The sequence below is a fragment of the Terriglobus albidus genome (assembly GCF_008000815.1).
Lineage (GTDB): Bacteria > Acidobacteriota > Terriglobia > Terriglobales > Acidobacteriaceae > Terriglobus > Terriglobus albidus_A.
In genome coordinates, this window is the sequence record NZ_CP042806.1 from 3,414,770 (window position 1) to 3,434,813 (window position 20,044).

Annotated in this window: 14 protein-coding genes; 11 read left to right on the forward strand and 3 right to left on the reverse strand. The window is 54.8% G+C overall.

Annotated elements, in window-relative coordinates:
• Positions 1–14 precede the first annotated feature (14 nt).
• The 3 genes from FTW19_RS13470 (at position 15) to FTW19_RS13480 (ending at position 3,814) form a co-directional block, all read left to right on the forward strand.
• The gene (locus tag FTW19_RS13470; RefSeq protein ID WP_147648115.1) at positions 15–926 is read left to right on the forward strand and encodes a sugar phosphate isomerase/epimerase family protein; all 912 of its coding nucleotides are present in this window, start codon (positions 15–17) and stop codon (positions 924–926) included.
• Between the two features lie 24 nt (positions 927–950).
• Positions 951–2,939 carry a YjhG/YagF family D-xylonate dehydratase gene (locus FTW19_RS13475; RefSeq protein ID WP_147648116.1) on the forward strand — a complete coding sequence of 663 codons (1,989 nt, stop codon included), beginning with the start codon at positions 951–953 and terminating at the stop codon, positions 2,937–2,939.
• 110 nt (positions 2,940–3,049) lie between these two features.
• On the forward strand, positions 3,050–3,814 hold the full coding sequence (locus FTW19_RS13480) for an SDR family NAD(P)-dependent oxidoreductase (protein WP_147648117.1): 765 nt from the start codon (positions 3,050–3,052) through the stop codon (positions 3,812–3,814).
• Positions 3,815–3,853: 39 nt separating this feature from the next.
• Here the strand turns inward: FTW19_RS13480 and FTW19_RS13485 are convergent, their stop codons facing one another.
• Together FTW19_RS13485 and FTW19_RS13490 are read right to left on the reverse strand one after the other, a co-directional pair.
• Complete coding sequence (locus tag FTW19_RS13485; RefSeq protein WP_187142972.1) at positions 3,854–4,699, reverse strand: ROK family protein; 846 nt, start codon at positions 4,697–4,699, stop codon at positions 3,854–3,856.
• Between the two features lie 116 nt (positions 4,700–4,815).
• Complete coding sequence (locus FTW19_RS13490; RefSeq protein WP_246153754.1) at positions 4,816–6,297, reverse strand: class I mannose-6-phosphate isomerase; 1,482 nt, start codon at positions 6,295–6,297, stop codon at positions 4,816–4,818.
• Between the two features lie 444 nt (positions 6,298–6,741).
• Between FTW19_RS13490 and FTW19_RS13495 the strand changes: the two genes are divergently transcribed.
• From FTW19_RS13495 to FTW19_RS13510, 4 genes are all read left to right on the forward strand, one after another.
• Positions 6,742–7,533 carry a DeoR/GlpR family DNA-binding transcription regulator gene (locus FTW19_RS13495; protein WP_147648120.1) on the forward strand — a complete coding sequence of 264 codons (792 nt, stop codon included), beginning with the start codon at positions 6,742–6,744 and terminating at the stop codon, positions 7,531–7,533.
• Between the two features lie 120 nt (positions 7,534–7,653).
• On the forward strand, positions 7,654–8,676 hold the full coding sequence (locus tag FTW19_RS13500) for an L-rhamnose/proton symporter RhaT (RefSeq protein ID WP_187142973.1): 1,023 nt from the start codon (positions 7,654–7,656) through the stop codon (positions 8,674–8,676).
• Positions 8,677–8,870: 194 nt separating this feature from the next.
• Complete coding sequence (locus FTW19_RS13505) at positions 8,871–12,308, forward strand: TonB-dependent receptor (RefSeq protein ID WP_147648122.1); 3,438 nt, start codon at positions 8,871–8,873, stop codon at positions 12,306–12,308.
• A gap of 678 nt (positions 12,309–12,986) precedes the next feature.
• Positions 12,987–14,633, forward strand: a complete 1,647-nt coding sequence (locus FTW19_RS13510) for a hypothetical protein (protein ID WP_147648123.1) — start codon at positions 12,987–12,989, stop codon at positions 14,631–14,633.
• On the opposite strand, the gene FTW19_RS13515 is transcribed toward FTW19_RS13510, so the two are convergent.
• Positions 14,590–15,261: a GntR family transcriptional regulator gene (locus FTW19_RS13515; protein ID WP_147648124.1), complete on the reverse strand. Its 672-nt coding sequence runs from the start codon at positions 15,259–15,261 to the stop codon at positions 14,590–14,592. The two genes, FTW19_RS13510 and FTW19_RS13515, sit on opposite strands and share 44 nt — an antisense overlap.
• 275 nt (positions 15,262–15,536) lie before the next feature.
• On the opposite strand from FTW19_RS13515, the gene FTW19_RS13520 reads away from it, so the two are divergent.
• The 4 genes from FTW19_RS13520 to FTW19_RS13535 all read left to right on the forward strand — a co-directional run bounded on the left by FTW19_RS13520 (position 15,537) and on the right by FTW19_RS13535 (position 20,006).
• Positions 15,537–16,304 (forward strand): SDR family NAD(P)-dependent oxidoreductase, encoded by a 768-nt coding sequence (locus FTW19_RS13520; RefSeq protein ID WP_147648125.1) that lies wholly within the window; start codon positions 15,537–15,539, stop codon positions 16,302–16,304.
• A gap of 8 nt (positions 16,305–16,312) precedes the next feature.
• On the forward strand, positions 16,313–17,533 hold the full coding sequence (locus tag FTW19_RS13525) for an enolase C-terminal domain-like protein (RefSeq protein ID WP_147648126.1): 1,221 nt from the start codon (positions 16,313–16,315) through the stop codon (positions 17,531–17,533).
• Complete coding sequence (locus tag FTW19_RS13530; RefSeq protein WP_147648127.1) at positions 17,530–18,528, forward strand: L-rhamnose/proton symporter RhaT; 999 nt, start codon at positions 17,530–17,532, stop codon at positions 18,526–18,528. Before FTW19_RS13525 ends, FTW19_RS13530 begins: the two co-directional genes overlap by 4 nt.
• A gap of 122 nt (positions 18,529–18,650) precedes the next feature.
• Complete coding sequence (locus FTW19_RS13535; protein WP_147648128.1) at positions 18,651–20,006, forward strand: alpha-L-fucosidase; 1,356 nt, start codon at positions 18,651–18,653, stop codon at positions 20,004–20,006.
• Positions 20,007–20,044 lie beyond the last annotated feature (38 nt).

Genomic DNA, 20,044 nt, shown 5'->3' on the forward strand with positions numbered 1-20,044 from the left:
AGAAGACTACCATCATGACCATGCCGATTACGCGTCGCGCGTTTATGCGTACAAGTGCCGTCGCTCTTACCGGCGCTTCTGCTCCCAGTACACTCACGACTGCGCTCTGGGCCGAGCCTATGGTGACCTATCCGGGCATCCAGCTTTACACCGTGGATAAAGAGCTGAAGGCAGATGTCAACGCCACCCTGAACACCATTCAACATATTGGCTACAAAGAAGTGGAGGGGGCGGCGCTCCCGGGGATATCCGCAAAACAATTTAGAGCAGCGTTGGATAGGGCTGGTCTCAAGTGCAACAGTACGCACTTCTTCAACTGGGGTGAGGTTGATCCGAGCGCCATCTTCGAGCAGGCCAATACGCTCGGCGTCCACTATGTGGTGAGCTCCTTCATCGGAAAGTTCGGTCGCAGTCGAACTGGTGGTGAGGCAGGAGTGGACGAGTACAAGGCAATGGCGGAATATTTCAATCAGCTTGGCGGAGCAGCAAAGCAGGCGGGCCTTCAGCTCGCTTTTCACAATCACAATACCGAGTTCAAGAAGTTTGAACAGGGAAGAGTTGGGTACGACATCTTTATAGAAGCCACAGATCCTGACCTGGTGAAACTGGAGTTGGACTGCGGATGGATGGTCGCCGCCGGCTACAACCCGATCGACTATTTCAAGCGTTATCCCAATCGCTATCGGATGGTCCATATCAAGGACTTCATGCGGAGATCGCAGCCGAGCACCTCCCTTGAGAAGGCCGATGTGCCGCAGGGAACGGTGCTGGGTACCGGCTACATCAAATACAAGCCAATCCTGGCCGTTGCCAAAGCGGCAGGTGTCGAGCACTTCTACATCGAGCAGGAACCTCCATTCATCGGTATGACGGCCATCGAAGCGGCGACCAGGGACTACCAGTATCTCGAATCCATATCGCAGTGAAAGCAACGGGCACCGAGAATTCTGATGAGTGAAGCAAAGTCAGCAGGTGGGGTTTCGCCCATCCAATTGGATTCCATACTTGAATCGCCGGTGGAAGCGTGGGCTGGGATTCAGACACACGCAAGCGGGCCAGCCGGGGTATTGCCGGTTACGCCCGAGATGCTCCTGATTGAGCCATCGGGAAACCTATTCGGTCTGACTCAGAACGCCGGAATGGGGTGGGCTCCAAATCGTCTTCTGGATCCCGAATTCCTTATCTTGAGTACTCACGGTGGGCTTCGAGCCGATGATGGGAGCCCGATTGCCCTGGGTTTTCATAGCGGTCACTGGGAGGTAGGGCTACTTGTCGCAGAAGCGGCACGAGAGTTCAAAGAGCTTCGTGCCGTTCCATTTGCGGGGGCTTGCACGGATCCCTGCGATGGCCGTACGCAGGGCACAACAGGCATGATGGATTCGTTGCCGTTTCGCAATGATGCCGCAACGGTACTTCGTCGCCTGATGCGCTCGCTGCCGACAAGAAAAGGTGTGATGGGAATCGCGACCTGCGATAAAGGCCTTCCGGCCATGATGATGGCTCTTGCCTCGGCAGGGTCGCTTCCCACGGTACTGGTGCCAGGCGGTGTCACGCTCTTGCCTGAGTCCGGCGAAGATGCCGGCAAAGTTCAGACAATTGGGGCCCGGTTTGCGCAGCAACAGATCACTTTGGAATACGCGGCGGAAGTCGGATGCCGCGCATGTGCCAGTCCTGGAGGCGGATGTCAGTTTCTTGGTACGGCAGCAACGGCGCAAGTCGTTGGTGAGGCTCTCGGATTGTCTTTACCGCACACTGCGCTCGCGCCTTCTGGGCAAGCGATATGGCTTGATGCGGCGAGACGCTCCGCACGGGCGCTGCGCCGCCTCGAAGAGATTCAACTTGGAAGCAGGGACGTATTGACGGCCGGTGCGCTTCACAACGCGATGGTTCTCCATGCTGCCTTTGGCGGCTCCACGAATCTCTTGATTCATCTTCCGGCAATTGCATTTTCAGCCGGGCTGAAGCGTCCATCCGTCGATGACTGGGCCGCAATCAACCGCCAGGTGCCTCGCCTCGTAGATGCACTGCCAAATGGACCGCGCGGATTCGCAACCGTGCAGGTGTTTCTTGCAGGTGGCGTCCCAGAGGTCATGCTCCATCTGCGTGCTGCCGGATTATTGGACACTCGTGTCCGGACGGTGTCTGGAGAGACGCTGGACACATGCCTGGACTGGTGGCAGGGGAGCGAACGTCGCCATGAACTGCGGGAACGTCTGCGAGCTATCGATGGAATTGATCCCGATGATGTCATTATGGCCCCCGATCGGGCGCGCGAGAGAGGACTAACCTCGACTGTTTGTTTTCCGATGGGAAACCTTGCACCCGAAGGCTCCGTAATCAAAAGCACAGCGATCGACCCATCGCTCGTAGATCAGAATCAGATCTATCGGCACCGCGGGCCTGCTCGCGTCTTCACTACCGAGGCAGATGCGATTTGCGCGATCAAGAACGGCAAGATCGGCCATGGTGACGTGATCGTCCTTATCTGTGGCGGCCCGAAAGGTGCGGGCATGCAGGAGATCTATCAAGTCACTTCTGCTCTGAAGGCCCTCCCAGATTGCAAACATGTTGCAGTTCTCACAGATGCTCGATTCAGTGGTGTATCGACCGGCGCGTGTGTGGGCCATATCTCTCCCGAAGCACTCGCCTGCGGTCCTATCGGCAAGATAGAAGAAGACGACCAAATCGAGATCTTCATCGATCTTAGAAATCTGGTGGGCTCGATCTCATTGGTTGGCTGTGGCGAGAGAAGTTTCACTGAGGAAGAGGCAAGCTCTATCCTGGAAAACCGTTCTGCTCGGCCCGACCTCAAACCTCATCCAGAACTTCCTGCAGATACGAGCCTGTGGGCGGCTCTGGTGCAGGCCAGTGGAGGCATTTGGAATGGCTGTGTCTATGACACAGCCGCGATTGTCGCAAAGCTAGAGAGGTTGGTTTAGCCCGCACCGCGCAAGGGGCCCTTGCGTGCAGCAATGTTGAATCGGCTCCTCTTCCTTTGCCTTTACACGGGCTGGTTCGCTAAGAGTTTCAAATCATCAGGAGATAAAGCGTGTCGACAGTTGCGAACACAACGTATCAATCGAGCCAGACAAAAACTGCGCTCATCACCGGTGGTGGTAGCGGTATCGGCGAAGCAATCTGCCGGAAGCTTGGACAGGAGGGCCTCCGAGTCATTGTTGCCGATCTTGATATGGCCGCCGCCACGAGAGTTGCAAGCGAGCTGCCGAATGCCAGACCTCTGCACATAGATGTTGGTTCTGAAGAGAGCGTCGCCGCAGCCACGGCAGGCATCGACGGGTTAGACATTCTCGTCAACAATGCCGGAGTTGGAATGGTCGGAAGCATTGCAGAAACGGAGACAGCAGAGTTCGAACGCGTAATGCGCGTCAACGTGAACTCGGTTTTCTACGTAACGCGAAGCTTCCTTCCTAAGCTGCTTGCAGCTCGCGGTTCAATCATCAATATCGCCTCGGTTGCAGGGCTTGTCGGGATAAAGCGCCGGTTTGCCTATTGTGCTTCGAAAGGAGCCGTTGTCGCGATGACACGGCAACTGGCGGTTGAATATCCACGGGAACTGAGAGTGAATTGCATCTGCCCGGGAACAATCGATAGCCCGTTTGTCGCTGGATACCTGGCAAAGTACCATGCGGGAGAAGAAGAAAAGGTTCGGGCTGAGTTGAACGACCGGCAACCAGTGGGACGGCTGGGCCACCCGAGTGAAGTTGCGGCGCTCGTTCGATATTTATGCAGTCCGGAGGCCGATTTCATGCACGGAGCAGCCTTAGCCCTCGATGGAGGATGGACTGCAGCATAAGCGGACTTAGGATGCGAGAGGCCTAGACCTCTCCGGCCATCAACCTCTTTGACGGAGCCACTCTGCGATAGACCCGAGCAAAGCCGCTTTCTCAAAATATGACGCTACTCGAAAAAGGTTCGCGAGTACGGGATTGACCGATAGAACGCCCGGCAAGAAGGTCTGGTAACTGCGAGAAATGGAGCCACCTAGAATGATGACATCAGGCGCGAAGGGCGAAAGAAAAGTGTCGATAACCAGGCCGAGCTCTTTTCCGAAGGCCGACATCGTGTCTGCTGCGATTGGATCGACGCCGGACTTCTCAGCAATCTCTTTGACTGACTGATAGTGTCCTCCGCGCTCTTTGTGCAGCTTCATAATTCCGCGAGTGGAGAGGAACTCTTCCACGGTGCTTCCTTTCCACGGCAGGGCATAGAGATCGCAATGGTTGGGGAGGATCTCCGTCGCTGGAACCGCTCGGCCATCGATCGCGAATGCGGCGCCGATACCTGTTCCCAAAGTGATTCCTACTGCTTTGGACGCAGATGAATCGTGAAGTTCGCCAAGAAGAAAGGCGTCGGCGTCATTGAGGAATACGATGTTCTCTTCATCGATCCCGAATCGAACCGCAAGATGCTTACGAACGTCGACACCATACCAGGCTGCGAACTTGTGCTGCAGTAACGAGATTCCATTGGCGTAATCAAATGGTCCTGGCATCGCAACTGCAATTCCCACGATGACTGCTGGCGGGGTTAAGGCTGAGAGCGCCACACGGGCAGCGCCTTCGATCCGGTCAAAAAGATAGCTTGCCGAACCGCCTTCATCCAGAGCGGCTGATGCGCTCGTTCCGGCAAAAGGACTGTTCAACGGAGCAGCCATGGCAGCTACGTGGCTGCCTCCCATATCAAAGCTCAAAATGACCTGAGTGTTTGTTGCTGCTTGCCGCTCATCAGTCCGGGGACCAGAAATATTGTGAGGCATTGTTCTTGTATACCCTGTTGGAGGAAAGCAATCTGCGGTTATGTGGTCGGTCGGCAGCTGCATGCCGGCGAGGGACGAACGAACGCCTTGATCGTTGCGCAGGTCGTACCGGGAGTGGCAGGTCGAATCGTGTAAGCTCCAACCGCCGCGGGCACGATAAAAGATTCTGCGTAGTGGACTGTAAACGGTGGAAAAGCCCCCGCTGGACTTTCGACGATCGCTTCCGGTCCGTGAACGAGATTGAGGACGTTGAGATTTCCCTTAGTGTCGTGCGGTACAGTACCGGTGAACCAGTGGCGCCGTGTTTCGATGAATTGTGCTGAGTGAAGTCCGGTCAGTTCTTCGCGCCAGCCATCGCTCTCGGCGATCGTCTCACTGCGATTGATCAGCGCCTGTTCCACCCATGTCGTGGTTCGGTCCCAGCAGATGTTCTCGATCCCATGATCCAGATGAATTGGTCTTGGGCGGCCATCAAGCCCGACCCGTCCCCAATCCCACAATTTGAAGGTGAAGATATAAGGAGTCGCGCTGATCTCGAGCACTACGGTGTCGCGTCCCGAACAATGGATCGTTCCAGCCGGGATAAGGAAGTGATCATGTTTCTGGGCAGGGAAGCGATTCACATACCGCTCTGCCTCGAATTCGGTATCGTCGTCTGCCTGGGCGGCTCTCAGTTCTTTGGCCATGGTTTCACAGTTGATGTCGGCCTTCAGCCCTAGGTACACGCTTCCGTTTGGCTTCGCCTCCAGGATGTAGTAGCTCTCATCCTGGGTATACTTCATCCCAAATTCCCGCTGAATATATTCATTTCTCGGGTGTACCTGCAGCGAAAGATTGCCACCCTCAAATGTGTCCAGCAGGTCGAAGCGGATAGGGAATTCCGCTCCGAAACGCGAGACTACTGCCTGCCCAAGCAGTTCCATAGGATGGAAGAGCACGAGGTCGAGTGCGGGGATTTCCACGGTCTTCTTCCCGAATCGCAGAAGTAGGCTATTTTCCTCGGGGACACAGTCAAAACACCACGCATAGTTCGCTTGATCGCGCGGCAGGTCGAAGACCTCCTCCATCCAGTGCCCGCCCCACGGGCCTGGATCAAAGAAGGGAACTACACGGAACGGTTGATGGACGGTCGCAGACAGACCTGCCTGAAGCTGTTCCGTCGAGATCATCTTGGGCAATGATGGAATGTTTGTGTCGATCAGGAAATTCGATCTGGGCAGGACTTCGGTCTTCAAACGATCGGCCGCTCGCCAATCAATAAAGAAGCTGCGCTTGTACTTGAGGGATGAGCGTTCCGATCTATTCGGAATTCCTAAATTTCCGATCTCACCCCGGCGCTGTCGTTGTTGAATCTCCCAGCGCGCCATGTCGGCATAGAGAAGAAGGTCGAATTTCGGAAGCAGGAAGGAAGCTCCGGTCCCAATGACGATGGTGATGTCCGTAGCCATTGAGGGCAGGTCGGCGCGGGTTGCTTCCAGCTTTTCGGAGTCAATGAAGTCCCTAATCGCCAATGAGTTCATCCTGCCAAAGACAGGATCATCCGACAGGTATGGCTCAACCAGTTGGTCGATTTGATCCGGGGAGAGATACCAGTCCGCAGCGAACAGTTGGAGGTGGGGACCCAGCTCTTTGTGAAGGAAAAAACTAAGCTCATCGACAAAGACTCCTGGATAGCATTCGATACAAACCAGTCCTGAACCTGTAGGAAGCGAGGCGCGTATCGCTTCAGCGATCGCTGGCCAACCGTCTAGGCAATCACTATCCTGGGTCGTGACCTGAAGATATGGGGTTTTATCGTACATCTTGCCTTCGGTCCTCCAAGGAGCATTTATACGCTTTAATGACCGTTATTGTCATTTAGAGCATAAAATTAAGATCGAAATATGGATTAAGAAAAGTATTGTGGCGGAAGTAATGCCTCCTCAGCTCGTCTCCCGACGAGCGTTGTGTATGGTTAGAGGGATATGGCGCGAGGCAAAGACAAGCAGGTACAGAGGCACGAGCAGATTCTGAGTCGCTTGCAGGCAGTAGGAGAGATAACGGTTGAGGAATTGTGCTCGGAACTCGGGGCATCTGTGGTCACGATCCGTCGCGATCTTGATGAGCTCGAGCAGAGATCTCTCCTGAAGCGAACCCGTGGCGGCGCAATGCCGATCGGGCCCCTGTTCTACGAGCCATTCAAAAAGGATCCGTCCTTCCAGGACAAGATTGGCAGCTTTGCCGAAGAGAAACGGCGCATCGCGCGTAAGGCCGCAGAGATGATCACCCCAGGCGCAACCATCGCACTTACCGGCGGAACGACGACCACCGAAATTATCCGATGCCTGAATGCGATCAGTGGGATCACGATTATCACGAACACCGTAAACGTCGCGATGGAGCTCAGCTCGCGCAAAGACATTGATGTGTACGTCACCGGGGGACATCTGCGCGGCAACTGGTTCACACTGGTGGGCCCGCTTGCAACAGCATCGGCAGGCCTGCTGTTTGCGGACATCATGTTCCTTGGGGTGGACGGTATCGAAGTAAACCAGGGACTGACGTGTTCCCACCCGCAGGAAGCCGAGGTGCTGCGAATCCTCGCCGGCCACTCGAAACATCTCGTCGTGGTCGCGGACTCGAGCAAGCTAGGAAATGTGTCGAAGTGGCTGTTGTGTCCTACGTCCTCGATACAGGAGATCATCACCGATACCGGCGCAAAGGACGAGGCCATCAAGCCGTTCGAAGCCCTGGGGATCAAAGTGCATCGGGTGTGAAGAGCGCTTAAGTCGTTTTCATCTGCTTCCTGCGCACGCAATTTATTTTGACATCCGTGAAAAACTCGATCTAATCTCCATCACTGAGCGCTCAAATTGGGGCCAGAGGGGATGCACGTCATGGAGAACGAGTTTGCGGGATTAGTTTTACTGGTGGGAGCGGGCGCCATGAATGCCTGCTTTGCGCTTCCCATGAAACGGATGGGGAGATGGGCCTGGGAAAACACCTGGCTCGTCTGGAGTGGTTTTGCTCTTGTTCTGTTGCCCCTGTTGAGCGCGTTGTGTTTCATTCCCTCTCTTAAGGAAGCGCTCCTGGCAGGCGGGGTGAGCCTTCTGTTTCTCGTTGGTGTATGCGGATTTGCCTGGGGAATCGCTCAGGTATTATTCGGGCTCGCCATCGACATGATTGGGGTAACCCTCTCATTTTCTATTGTGTTAGGTCTCTCCGCGGCAGTAGGGAGCATTGTCCCGTTTGTCAGGCTCGCTGTTCGTCGCGGATTTGTCTTTACTGATTTGCTGTTTGTCGGCGCTCTGGCATTGGTACTGTCAGGAGTGTTTTTCTGCGCGTGGGCGGGCAGCGTCAGAGATCGATCACAGCCGGGAACAGAAAGCGTAAATCCGCGTTCCAGTTTCCATCGCGGGTTGATCTGTGCGGTCTGCAGCGGATTGGGCGCAGCGGCGATGAATATTGGGATCTCCCTGGGAGCTCCGATCGATCTGCAGGCGCTGGCTCACGGTGCCCAACCTGCATTGAGCCATACTGCCGTTTGGTTCCCCCTCCTGGAGGCAGGCGCAATTCCGAACCTGGCTTACTGCGCCCTTCTGCTTCGCCGAAACTCGAGTTACGGCAGGTTTAGCGCAGAACGAACCGGACGGTATTGGCTTGGCGGTTTGATTATGGCCGTGTTCTGGTTTACAAGCAGCATCCTGTACAGCATCGGGGCGGCAAAAATGGGGCAATTCGGCCTGGCGATCGGATGGCCGGCATTCATGGCGGCAATTGTAGTCACCGCCGGGATCGTCGGCGTTGTGACCGGGGAGTGGACAGGAGCGCCTCGACGGGCCTTCAGCCTGCAGGCAACCGGTATGCTTCTGCTTCTTATTTCGATCCTTTTACTCGCGAAATCCAGTGGAAAGATGTGATCCCGGAGGAAAGTTTCGGTTATGAAACTCGTTCATTCTTGCGTTTGCAATCTTTATAAAGATCGAAAAATCGAGAAAGATCAATTTAATACGATCTTTTTATTGCATTAAGAACATTAAAAGCCTTACATTTCTCCTGCTTCGTAAGGGTCGCGTTTTCGGACTCCCGAAGGTCTGCGAAGGAGGCTAGGAAGATGAATGTCGGAAAAGTTATCCGAACAAAAGCAATAACGCGGCTCCTCACACTATGGGCCGTATCCTGCATGATGGTCGGTGCTCTGCCGTATCGTCTGCATGCACAGACGGCGAATGCGTCGCTGTCAGGACACATAACGGATCCGTCGGGCGCGGTAATCCCGGATGCCGATATCAGCTTGACCGAAACTGCGACCCACGTCACAAGCACAACAAGATCGAATCGCGAAGGCCTCTATACTTTTCCGTCCGTCAAACCTGGCGAATATTCCATGACAGTCAAGAGAGCCGGGTTTGGAGACGCGAAGATCAATGGCCTATCGCTCGCTGTTCAGGGCAATGTGCTTCGAGACGTCTCGTTGGCGCCAGGCTCGACAGCAGAGACCATCACGGTCCACTCCGAAACGGAAGATCTGGTGCAAAAGACCAGTTCTGAGCTCGGTACAGTGATTGACCAGAAGGCGATTCATCAGTTGCCGCTCAATGGAAGGAACTTCACGCAACTGCTGACTCTTACACCTGGAGCGACGCCTATCAGCACATCACAAAGCGCGGGCGTTGGCGTAAACGATCTGGCGAATCTTAGTGTTCCCACGGCAAGCGTCGCGCAACCTTCCATCCAGGGACAGACGAATCGTTCCAATCTGTATCTGCTTGATGGTGTTGTCAACACTGAGATGACCGGCAGCGTTTATGTCATTCCTCCGATTGTCGATGCAATGCAGGAATTCAAAGTGCAATCGCATGACGACAAAGCCGAGTACGGAAGCGTCCTGGGCGGCGTTATCAACGTCGTCACACGAAGTGGCACGAACTCGCTGCACGGCGCGGCATGGGAATTTGTAAGGAACAACATCTTCGATGCCCGCGATACGTTCCGCGATCAGAACAACACCGGCCCTTCTGCGTTCCGCCAGAATCAGTTTGGCGCCACTGTTGGAGGCCCGGTATTCCTGCCAAAGATCTATGACGGACGCAACCGCACCTTCTTCTTCTTCGGATATGAGGGATGGCGTTATCGGCAGGCAGCCCAATCGCGTTACCGCGTCCCCACTGACGCTGAGCTGGGAGGGGACTTCTCACGTTCGATTCTGTCGAACAATATCTACGATCCTGCGACTACTACCGGCACAGCAAGCTCCGGCTACACCCGTACTGCCTTCGCAGGACGGGTAATTCCTTCAAACAGAATCAACCCGACAGCCGCCAACTTCATCAAGACCTATTACGCGCGGCCAAATCTAACCGGAGATCCGCTGTATAACGCGATCGTAACCCGTTCCAACTCTAACGATTCCGACCACTATATGATTCGTGGCGACGAACAACTGGGAAGCAGGAACGCCATCTTTGTTCGTTACGATCGCCTCAATGTAACAAGCCTGTCGCCCGCATCAATCAGCCTGAGTACGGGAGCATCGGTGCCCGCAGAGAATCTGGGTGTGGGATGGACCGGAGTCCTGAGCAGCAAATTGCTCGCCGATGTTCGATTCGGAATCAGCAAGAGACCATTCTCACGATTCCAGCAGGACAGCGCCGGTCTCGATCCGATGAAAGGGCTTGGCTTTGTCAGCGCCGGAGGAACGACGTTCAGTCTAAGCACGCCGTATTCCGGTGGAGGTATGCAGACAGCAAATACGATCGAAAGCCCTGTATATAACCTGTCGCCGAGTCTCACCTGGGTCGCCGGCAATCATAATTTGAAGTTCGGCATGCAGTACATCAAGCAGGGCAACGATTCCAATAGCCCGGCGTACGGCGGCTATACCTTCAGCAATGATCAGACAAGCGATCCCAGACAGGTCGGTACTACCGGAAACTCGCTTGCATCTGCGTTGCTGGGACTTCCATCGCAGATTAACAACACGACAACGGTGAGCAACAGCAATCGCGTGTCGACGTATTCCTTCTATGCCCAGGACGTTTGGGCTCTCAATAAGAAAGTTACGATAACGTACGGTCTTCGCTTCGATCATCGTCGCTCGTTCTCTCCGTCCGGCTCGACGGTTGTGAGCGGTCTAACAACAGACGGTCTGTGGTGGATTGGTTTAGATAAATTGCCGTCTGCCTGCACTCAGACTGGTCAGAGCCCCTGTATTCCTGGTGACGGAACACTCGGTTCCATCAAAAATGGCGACAAGATTATGCTGTCGCCCTACGGCCGCTCCTGGGGACCTGTTCCTATATGGGGCGACTTCGGGCCTCGCATTGGTATCGCCTGGCGTATTACCGACAAGGTTGTGCTTCGTGGCGGATACGGCATCGTTTATGACCCGCTCATGGGTTTCGAGCAGGATTGGAAGGGGTTTGCTGGATCATGGCCCGCAACCGGATCGGTCACAGCTTCGCTGGCCGCCAATCAGGTAGGATCCCCCGCAACGCCGATCGAATCGACATTTAGTTCGGTAGGCCGCGCCGTTCCCGCATCGGACCCGTGGGATACAGTGACCTGGTTTATGGACCCCAAAATTCGTGATCCGCGGTCACAACAATACAACGTTACGGTGGAGCAGCAGATAGGCTCCAACATGGCTCTATCGGTCGGCTACGTGGGAAGCCACACGGACCGGATGAGCGTTACAGGTATCTTCAACACCGCTCAGATTGCAGGCCCTGGAACACCAGCTCAGGTGAACGCGCGCAAGCCCTTCCCCTGGGTCACGGCAACTCCTTTCATGAGTACCGACCGGGGATATGCAGATTACAACTCGCTGCAAGTGAAACTGGATCGCAGGTTCTCCAACGGGCTCCAGTACCTTATCTCGTACACGTTCTCAAAATCGATGGATGCCGGTGGCAGCGGTCTTTTCGATGTAGAGAATGGACCGGGCGGCAGCTCTGCTCTTCAGAACTACTATGACGTCAAAGAGAGCCGCAGTGTTTCGTCGTATGACATCCCGCACTTTCTTTCGATGGCTGGTCAGTATGAGCTTCCCTTCGGACGTAACAAACGCTATCTGACACATGGACTGGCGAGCTATGTCCTCGGAAACTGGCAGATGAACGCTGTAGCTCAAGTTCGTTCGGGACAGCCGTACAATCTAACCGTCTCCGGCGATGTCGCGAACATCGGAACATCGTTCTCCTGGTGGAACTACGCGCGGCCCAATCAGATTGGCAACCCAAAGCCGGCGAATCCAACCCCACTCAAGTGGTTTGACCCCGCGGCGTTCTCCGTGCCGGTCAACTCATACGGAAACTTCCGGCGTAATTCTCTCCGGACCTCACATGTAGCAACAGCGGATGCTTCGTTGTTCAAGAACTTCCCATTCAAAGATCAGCTCGCATTGAATTTCAGGGCTGAGATCTTCAACATCTTCAATATCCAGAACTATGGTGCTCCCAATACGACGATTGGGGATCCCGGGGCCGGCCGAATCACCTCAAATGTTCTGCCTCCACGGCAGATTCAATTGGGGCTGCACCTGAGTTTCTAGCGTCGATGTAATTCTGGACAGGCAATCGGCTGCATTGCGGTTGCCTGTCATTTGTTTCGAACCTGAGGGGGAAAAGACAGATCCATCATGAAGGACGAAGTGCGGACTCAAAAGCAAGTACGATCGAAAGCAACCCTTAGCCGTCGCGAGTTCTGCGAAGCCGGTGCTTCTGCGCTCGCGATGGTGCTCGCGCCGGCCAGATCGCTTGCTTCGGTCGGGGAACCCAGATTCACGGGCGCGTCGAGGATTCCCACACTTGATGAGCTGGGGACGGAATGGCTTGATTGCAGCCAACTGGCACATATGCCTTCGCTTCATAATTTTCATGAGATGGCCGCCTGCGCGCCGGACCTGGTTGGTGTGAATTTCCTTCCGGGAGGGCAGCTCTACGAAGGTTCAGGACCTCGTTGGTATATCTACAACACGCTGCCGTTATGCCGCATGTCGATTGATGGCAAGGTATATGAAAGTTCGAATTGCAGATGGTTTGCGTACCAGGCGGTGAGGCGGGTTCAGGCCGCGGATCTGGAAATAGTGACGACGAATCGACTCATTATGGAGGATTCAACCATCTTATGGCGGGTCAGGTTTAAGAACACGAGTGCTACTGTCAGGACCATCCGGATATCGATCGATACAGATGGCGTCCGCAGGGAAGTCAAAGGAGACGTTCAGCTCGTGGCTGGATCGCAGAAATCGGAGATGAAAGCGATCTATCAATTTCTCGATTCGCCCCTCAAGAGCACGGAGGGCAACCGGGTGGAATGGGAGTTGAACCTACCGCCGAAAGGGCAGCGTGAACTTCGCTTCTTTATGAAAGCGAGTGTCGACGATAGCGTGTCGTTGGATACAGCACCCGCATTGTGGTTTGAGACGGAGTGGACCCGCGCAAAGAGAGTATGGACAGATCGCTGGAACAGCGCCTTCACTCCCGGCAACAATTTCTTTTCCGGCAACGCGCCCACGTTGTTCGCGAAGGACTCCGCAATCAGCGAGATTTATTATCGAAGCGTTCTGACTCTCATGGTCCTGCTCCGAACCAATCTCTGGAGTGACAGGACATTTATCACCAGTGGAGAGCGAGCGAAGGGCACTGTCTATTACTGGGATACCTCTCTGTTTTCGACCTTGTTTGCGATGCTCGAACCAAAACAGATGAAAGAGCAGATCAAGCTCTTCCTGGAACAGGATCCGCACGAGGACGCGGTGATCGTATTCAAAACGAAACGGCCGGCCTCGCCTGAGAAGATCAAAACGCCGGAAGGATGGGATCTGAGAGGCTATGCCGCGAACGATCTCTCCATCTTCCGGCTGACCTGGTCCTATCTGTCCGTGACTCAGGACAAGGCGTTCCTGAATGAGAAGATCGCGGACCAGACGGTAAAAGAGCGCCTGCAGGTTCTCGCCACAGACTGGAAGAAGTTGTTACGCGAGCCGTCGGACAAACTTTCGGATTACGGAGAGGCGCCTAACCTTCTGGAATGTGTGCCTACGTATATCCACAAGGTCCCATCCTTTAATGCGGCAAATGCCTGGATGATGCGTGAGTATGCCGACATCATAGAGTTCGCCGGGAATCACAGCGAAGCGAACGAACTTCGCCAGGAAGCCACCGAGATGGTCAAGGCTGTGATGACGTTGTATGAGCCTGGCAAAGGCGTATGGGCAAGCGTGCATCGGGATGGCAGCCGGGTTGAAATGCGGCATTGCTATGACTTTGCAACGGTCGGAAGGTTCATGGCCGCAGACCTGCCTCCAACCGTTCGTCGAGAGATGGTTGAGTTTGTTCAGCGCGAGTTGCTCACGGAGAAATGGATGCGTGCTCAGTCCATGCTGGATGTAGCGGCTGCCAACTCTGACCGTCCTGACCATGGTCCGATGGGAGCGTATGACGCATGGCCTGCGGTTACGGTCGATGCCATGTGTTCCCTCGGATACTGGAAGGACGCCATCCTTTTTTTGAGGAGAACCAGGGCGGCGATCTACGAAGGTGTTTACGCGCAGGCGCGTGAGTTTTATGGGCCAAGGCGGCGCGAGTACGACGCACCGATCCGGATCGCGCAACGTGAGGGCTGCATGCGGGAATGTACCGGCGGAGGTGCGTTTGCCGAGACCATCATCAATACGCTGTTCGGCTACATTCCGAAGCTGGGGCGGCAATTGACGCTATCCAACCCTGAAACACCACGAGGGTTTGAGGGAGAGTTACATCATGTGCGCTTTGGAGGCGACCAATTCGCAATCCAATCTGATAGCGATGGTCTGCATTTGAGAAAAGAAGTTAACGCCAGATCTCGTTCGCACGTTCCGCGAACCGAAGAATAGCATTGCGAACGGTTAGTTCGGCCAGCGACGCTTCGCCTTCAGCAATAGCGCGTACCATTTCGCGATGGCGCTCCAGATCTGGTTTCCAGGCTGTCGCGAGCGTCGCATCGCCGCCCAGGCGCATCGATACGAAAGCGAAGAGCGGCACCAGAAGCATGCGCGCGTGTTGAGAAAGTACTTCATTCCCGGGCAGCTCGCAGAGCTGCAGATGAAACGCGAGATCCGCCTCAAGCAGGGCAGCGAGGTCTCTATTCTTGATGGACTTCGACATTTGCGTGATCGCAGCTTCGAGAGTGGAAAGATCCTGGCCCGACTGGGCAAGGATGCGGGCGGCCGTTCCCTCTAATGCGGCACGAACTTCGTAAATCTGAGCGACCTTACCGGGAGAATACGAGGTGACACGAGCACTGCGCCCCGAGTTCTTGGTGGCGAAGCCTTCGGCAATGAGGATGTTGATGGCCTCACGCACTGACGTCTGAGCGACTCCGAATCTACTTGCCCAGAACTTCTCAACGATGCGAGAGCCCTGTGAGAGCTTGCCAGAGACGATCTCGTCTTTTAGTCGTGCTGCAAGTGAGGATTTGATCAGGAGAGGCGGACTGGCGACAGTTTTCTTTGATGCTTTCATTCAGATACCGGTGAATCGTGGTCAAAGACGGGTCGCCTTCGACAGAATCATCATTGCATTGCGTCGATGCTAGCACACAATCCCTGGACGAACGCTGGTCTGCAATACTGGCTGGACGCGCAGCGCCATCACGGGGCGTCGCCTGAAGAGAGCGCTTATGCGTCTATCGCCCTGCTCCTAAATCAGTAAATGTAGCGATATTTTCGGAAACAATTTCCGGGCTAGACATATTTGAGCGCTCAAATGTATATTGCTCTTCGTCGGAGCGTGAGCGCATGTCTGGAAAGCTGTTTGGCAAATGTGTGGTGGTTACGGGCGCTGCTCAGGGCATCGGTATGGAGTGCGCGCGCGCCTATCACCGCGAGGGAGCTCGAGTTGCAATTCTGGATGTATCCCTCGAACAAGGCGAACAAGCTGCAGCCGCAATCGGTCCTGAGACTATCTTTGTGCACTGTGACGTCGCCAGTGCGGCGTCGGTGGAAGCCGCGAGATCGGCGGTGCTGGCTGTGTTTGGCCGGGTCGACGCCCTCCACAACAATGCCGGAATCGCAACCCCGTCAAAGCCTCTGCATGAGACGGATGAAGAGGAATGGGACAAGCTCTTCCAGGTGAATCTCAAGTCTGTCTTGTGGACAACGAAGCACTTTTATAAGGACCTGAAAGCGACGAAAGGTCCAATTCTGAACACGGCAAGCATGGTCGGTCTCATCGGCCAGCCAAACCATGCAGCTTATGTCGCGACAAAGGGAGCTCTGATCTCACTTACGAAGGCGATGGCTTTGGACTATGCCACGGATGGAATCCGGGTCAACGCCATCTGTCCAGCAGGTGTGTGGACTCCGATGCTGCGGCGATGGGCCGCCGAGCAGGAGAACGAAGCGGATATCACGTCCTACCTTGATCGGATTCATCCCTTAGGCAATTGCCCGGAGGGCGATGTCATCGCCGATGCTGCGGCATTTTTGCTTTCAGACTCTGCCCGCTTTATTACCGGCTGCATCCTGCCGGTAAGCGGCGGTGCTGAGCTTGGCTATCGACTTTAGGAGAGAGTATGTATATCGAGACGATTTCCTCCGAGGACTGCCGCTTCAAGCTTGAAGCGGGCGCAGGCTCGGACGCAGTGCACTCCGACCCCGAATATTCCTTTGCTGTAACAAAGCTGACTCTCGATGCCGGCGTTACTGGAACCGGACTGGTCCTCACCATGGGGCGGGGCAATGAGCTGGTGTGCAACGCAATCAATCTTCTCAGTCTCCCATTGGCAGGCCGGGATATTGAAAACCTGATGTCGGATTTTGGCCGGACATTTCGCGTGCTGGCCGATGACGCACAGCTTCGCTGGCTGGGGCCGCATAAAGGAGTTGTTCATCTTGCGCTTGCTTCCATCACCAACGCATGTTTTGATGCCTGGGCGAAAGCAAGACGCGTTCCGCTCTGGAAGCTTCTTCTCTCGCTCTCTCCGGCTGAAATCGTATCTCTACTGGATCTCAGCTATCTGGAAGATGTACTCGACACCACCTCAGCCACAGAGCTACTGACGGCGCAGATCTCGTCTCGTCGCACGAGGGAAGATGTTCTGACGGCCGGCTATCCGGGCTACGACACAAGTGTTGGCTGGTACCAATACAGTTCTGCTCAGATTGAGGAGAGAGTCCGTCGCAGCGTTGATGCGGGCTTTGGTGCCTTCAAGCTGAAAGTCGGCGGATCGCTCGATCATGATCTCTCACGCGCACGAGGATTGCGGCAGGTTGCCGGGGATAAGGCCACCATCATGTTTGACGCAAACCAGCAATGGAACTATCCGCAGGCTTTAGCCGCCTGCAAAGAGCTTGCAGCGCTAGCTCCACTTTGGATTGAAGAACCCACTCACCCCGATGATGTCTTCGCTCACAAGTCTTTGGCGAATGCTGTAGCGCCCGTAGCATTAGCCCTCGGCGAGCACGTCCCCAACCGGGTGATCTTTAAAAATTTCCTTCAGGCGGAATGTGTCAAATTCCTGCAACCAGACTGCACGCGCCTGGGAGGAGTGAGCGAGTTTCTAACGGTAAGCTTGCTGGCAAGAAAATTTGATGTGCCTGTAGTGCCTCACGTGGGCGATATGGGGCAGATTCATCAGCACCTCGTACTTTTCAATCATGTGGCGATGGGACATCCAAGGACGTTTCTCGAGTACATTCCCCACTTGAGCACGCACTTTGTGAATCCGGCGGTAGTCAAGGATGGACGGTATCAAACACCACAAGAGCCCGGAAGTAGCAGCGACCTGATATGACATCCCATACCCTCGGAGTTGCCTTAGCGCTGTTGGGTGGAATTCTCGTTGGCAATTGTATGTCGCCTCTCGGGCGGATCAAAGGCTGGAGATGGGAGTGCACCTGGCTCGTATTTAGCTTCGTATCGCTGATCCTGGTCCCGGCTGCACTCTCCCTCTATCTCGTGCCAGACTGGCCAATGCTGTATTGGGGTTTGAGCCTCCACGACTTGTATCCTTCATTTGCATTTGGCTTCGGCTGGGGCGTGGCGCAGGTGCTCTTTGGCGTCGCTGTCCAGCGGCTTGGAATGGCACTGGGATTCACCCTCGTCGTTGGACTGGGTACGGTCTTCGGTATGCTCGTCCCCTTCCTGGCGCACCAGCACGGGGATCTGTTCCATGGCAAAGGTCTCCTGCTGTTGTGTGGCTGTCTGCTGATGATCCTCGGCGTGGGGTTGTCCGGCTGGGCGGGGCAGATGAGAGACTCCCGGAAAAACGCACCTGCCCAAGCAAGCTACCTGTCGGGATTCATCATTGCCACCATTTCAGGTGTGTTGTCCTCGATGTTGAACCTGTCCTTCTCGTTTGGCGGAGCGATGAATGAAGCCGCCGTCAAACTGGGGGCGCATCCGGCCGTTGCGGTTGTCGCTGTCTGGCCGGTGGCCCTTGCCGGAGGCTTCATTCCGAACTTCGGTTATTCCTTCTATCTACTGGTCCGAAATCGCAGTTGGGGCGATCTAAGAAAGCCTCTCCCGGACGCACTGTGGAGTGGACTGATGGGCCTCCTATGGATTTCAGCGGTTGTGATCTATGGATTGGCAACCTATCAGCTAGGCCCTCTAGGCGACTCTGCTGGATGGGCTATCTATCAGATCACGATGGTCCTTACTGCGTGCGTGGCGGGTGTTATCTCGGGGGAGTGGAAGAATTCTTCACGAAGCGCACTCGCGATCTTTGTACTCGGTATCATTCCGCTCTTATTGGCGACAGTGGTGCTCGCCCAGGCGACGAAATAAGCTGTCTGGTGTTTATTTTTTCTGAAAAGAGCGCTTAAATTATTCCCTGCCACAATACGCTCCCGGAAATTACCGAATTTGTTTGACATATGTGTCTAACTCTCTCTAGGCTTTTCGTGATTATGAGCGCTCAAATTGTTTCTCGACGTCGTTTCCTTCAACTGGCATCTGCTGCCGGCGCCTTCTCCATGCTTCCGCGCTTCGCGCATGCGAGTGACCTCGATGACCCTCGGATGGCATGGTTTCGCAAAGCAAAATTTGGCATGTTCATTCACTGGGGCCCGTATTCCCTGGCTAGCGTGGAAGCATCATGGCCCATCATTCGACCCTCAGAGAAGTGGAAGATTAGCGAAGCCGAGTATCGAGCGCTTGCGAAGCAGTTCAATCCCGTAAAGTTCGATCCCGATCAATTTATCGACGTAGCGCGTAGCGCTGCTCAGCAATACATGGTCATCACCACGAAGCACCATGACGGCTTCTGCATGTTTGATTCGGACTACACGAACTACAAAATTACAAAGACGCCCTACGGGAAAGATATCCTGGCCATGCTCTCTGAGGCTTGCAAAAGGCGTGGGATGCCTCTTGGCTTCTACTACTCGCCCCCGGACTTCACGCATCCTGGGTTCCGCGACACATCGAAGTTGACGAAAGAGAACTGGGATGGGGAGCCGGATCGTCCCGAGTGGTCGTCGTACCTCTACTATATGGAGCTGCAGCTCACGGAACTGTTGACACGGTACGGAGACTGCAAAGTCATATGGTTCGATGGTCTGGAGCATCAGCGGAAGTACGATGGTCAACGATTTCTTAACCTGATCCATAAGCTTCAACCCAACACCCTGGTCAACGATCGCATTGGAGTACGTGGCGACTTCGTGACTCCGGAACAGTTCATCCCAAAAGCGATTCCCACAAAAGATGTGGAAGTGCATGCGATCGATACAAATGTCGTATTTCATGACGGTGTGCCACCGGCCAGCGAGTTTCAGTTGTGGGAGACCTGCATGACGATTAACAACACCTGGGCTTACAACGCGAATGATCATAACTTCAAATCCACCCAGGATCTCATTCGTGCGCTCGTTGAGGTTGCCAGCCGCGGCGGAAACTTCCTCCTCAATGTTGGACCGCAACCAGACGGTCTCGTACAGCCCGAGTTTCAGGAACGCCTTCGGGGCATTGGCAATTGGCTGGAAGTCAATGGCGAATCAATCTTCGACACCACGTACGGCCCCATTCAAAACGTAGCCGGAGTCCGAACAACCTCCGGACAAGACCATGTCTATGTGCATCTGTTAGAGCCGGCGAACGGGACGCTCGCGCTTCCAGATTTCAAGCGGAAAGTTGCCTCCGTACGGTCGTTAGCTACAAATCAAATGTTGCGGTTCTCGCAGAACGAAAGATCCATAACGGTCAATTTGGCTCAGCCGTTTCAGGCTGAGAATGTGAATGTGCTTGCACTCAGAGTTATCTGAGACATCAGTTCTGTTTTGGGGGACGTTGGCGGCAACGT

Bases quoted from the DNA above. Each gene is read 5' to 3' on its own strand.
- FTW19_RS13535 (WP_147648128.1), top strand. From the start codon at position 18,651: ATGAGCGCTCAAATTGTTTCTCGACGTCGTTTCCTTCAACTGGCATCT.
- FTW19_RS13495 (WP_147648120.1), top strand. From the start codon at position 6,742: ATGGCGCGAGGCAAAGACAAGCAGGTACAGAGGCACGAGCAGATTCTG.
- FTW19_RS13505 (WP_147648122.1), top strand. From the start codon at position 8,871: ATGAATGTCGGAAAAGTTATCCGAACAAAAGCAATAACGCGGCTCCTC.
- FTW19_RS13490 (WP_246153754.1), bottom strand. From the start codon at position 6,297: ATGAACTCATTGGCGATTAGGGACTTCATTGACTCCGAAAAGCTGGAA.
- FTW19_RS13515 (WP_147648124.1), bottom strand. From the start codon at position 15,261: ATGAAAGCATCAAAGAAAACTGTCGCCAGTCCGCCTCTCCTGATCAAA.
- FTW19_RS13520 (WP_147648125.1), top strand. From the start codon at position 15,537: ATGTCTGGAAAGCTGTTTGGCAAATGTGTGGTGGTTACGGGCGCTGCT.
- FTW19_RS13500 (WP_187142973.1), top strand. From the start codon at position 7,654: ATGGAGAACGAGTTTGCGGGATTAGTTTTACTGGTGGGAGCGGGCGCC.
- FTW19_RS13475 (WP_147648116.1), top strand. From the start codon at position 951: ATGAGTGAAGCAAAGTCAGCAGGTGGGGTTTCGCCCATCCAATTGGAT.
- FTW19_RS13525 (WP_147648126.1), top strand. From the start codon at position 16,313: ATGTATATCGAGACGATTTCCTCCGAGGACTGCCGCTTCAAGCTTGAA.
- FTW19_RS13530 (WP_147648127.1), top strand. From the start codon at position 17,530: ATGACATCCCATACCCTCGGAGTTGCCTTAGCGCTGTTGGGTGGAATT.
- FTW19_RS13470 (WP_147648115.1), top strand. From the start codon at position 15: ATGACCATGCCGATTACGCGTCGCGCGTTTATGCGTACAAGTGCCGTC.
- FTW19_RS13485 (WP_187142972.1), bottom strand. From the start codon at position 4,699: ATGGGAGGCAGCCACGTAGCTGCCATGGCTGCTCCGTTGAACAGTCCT.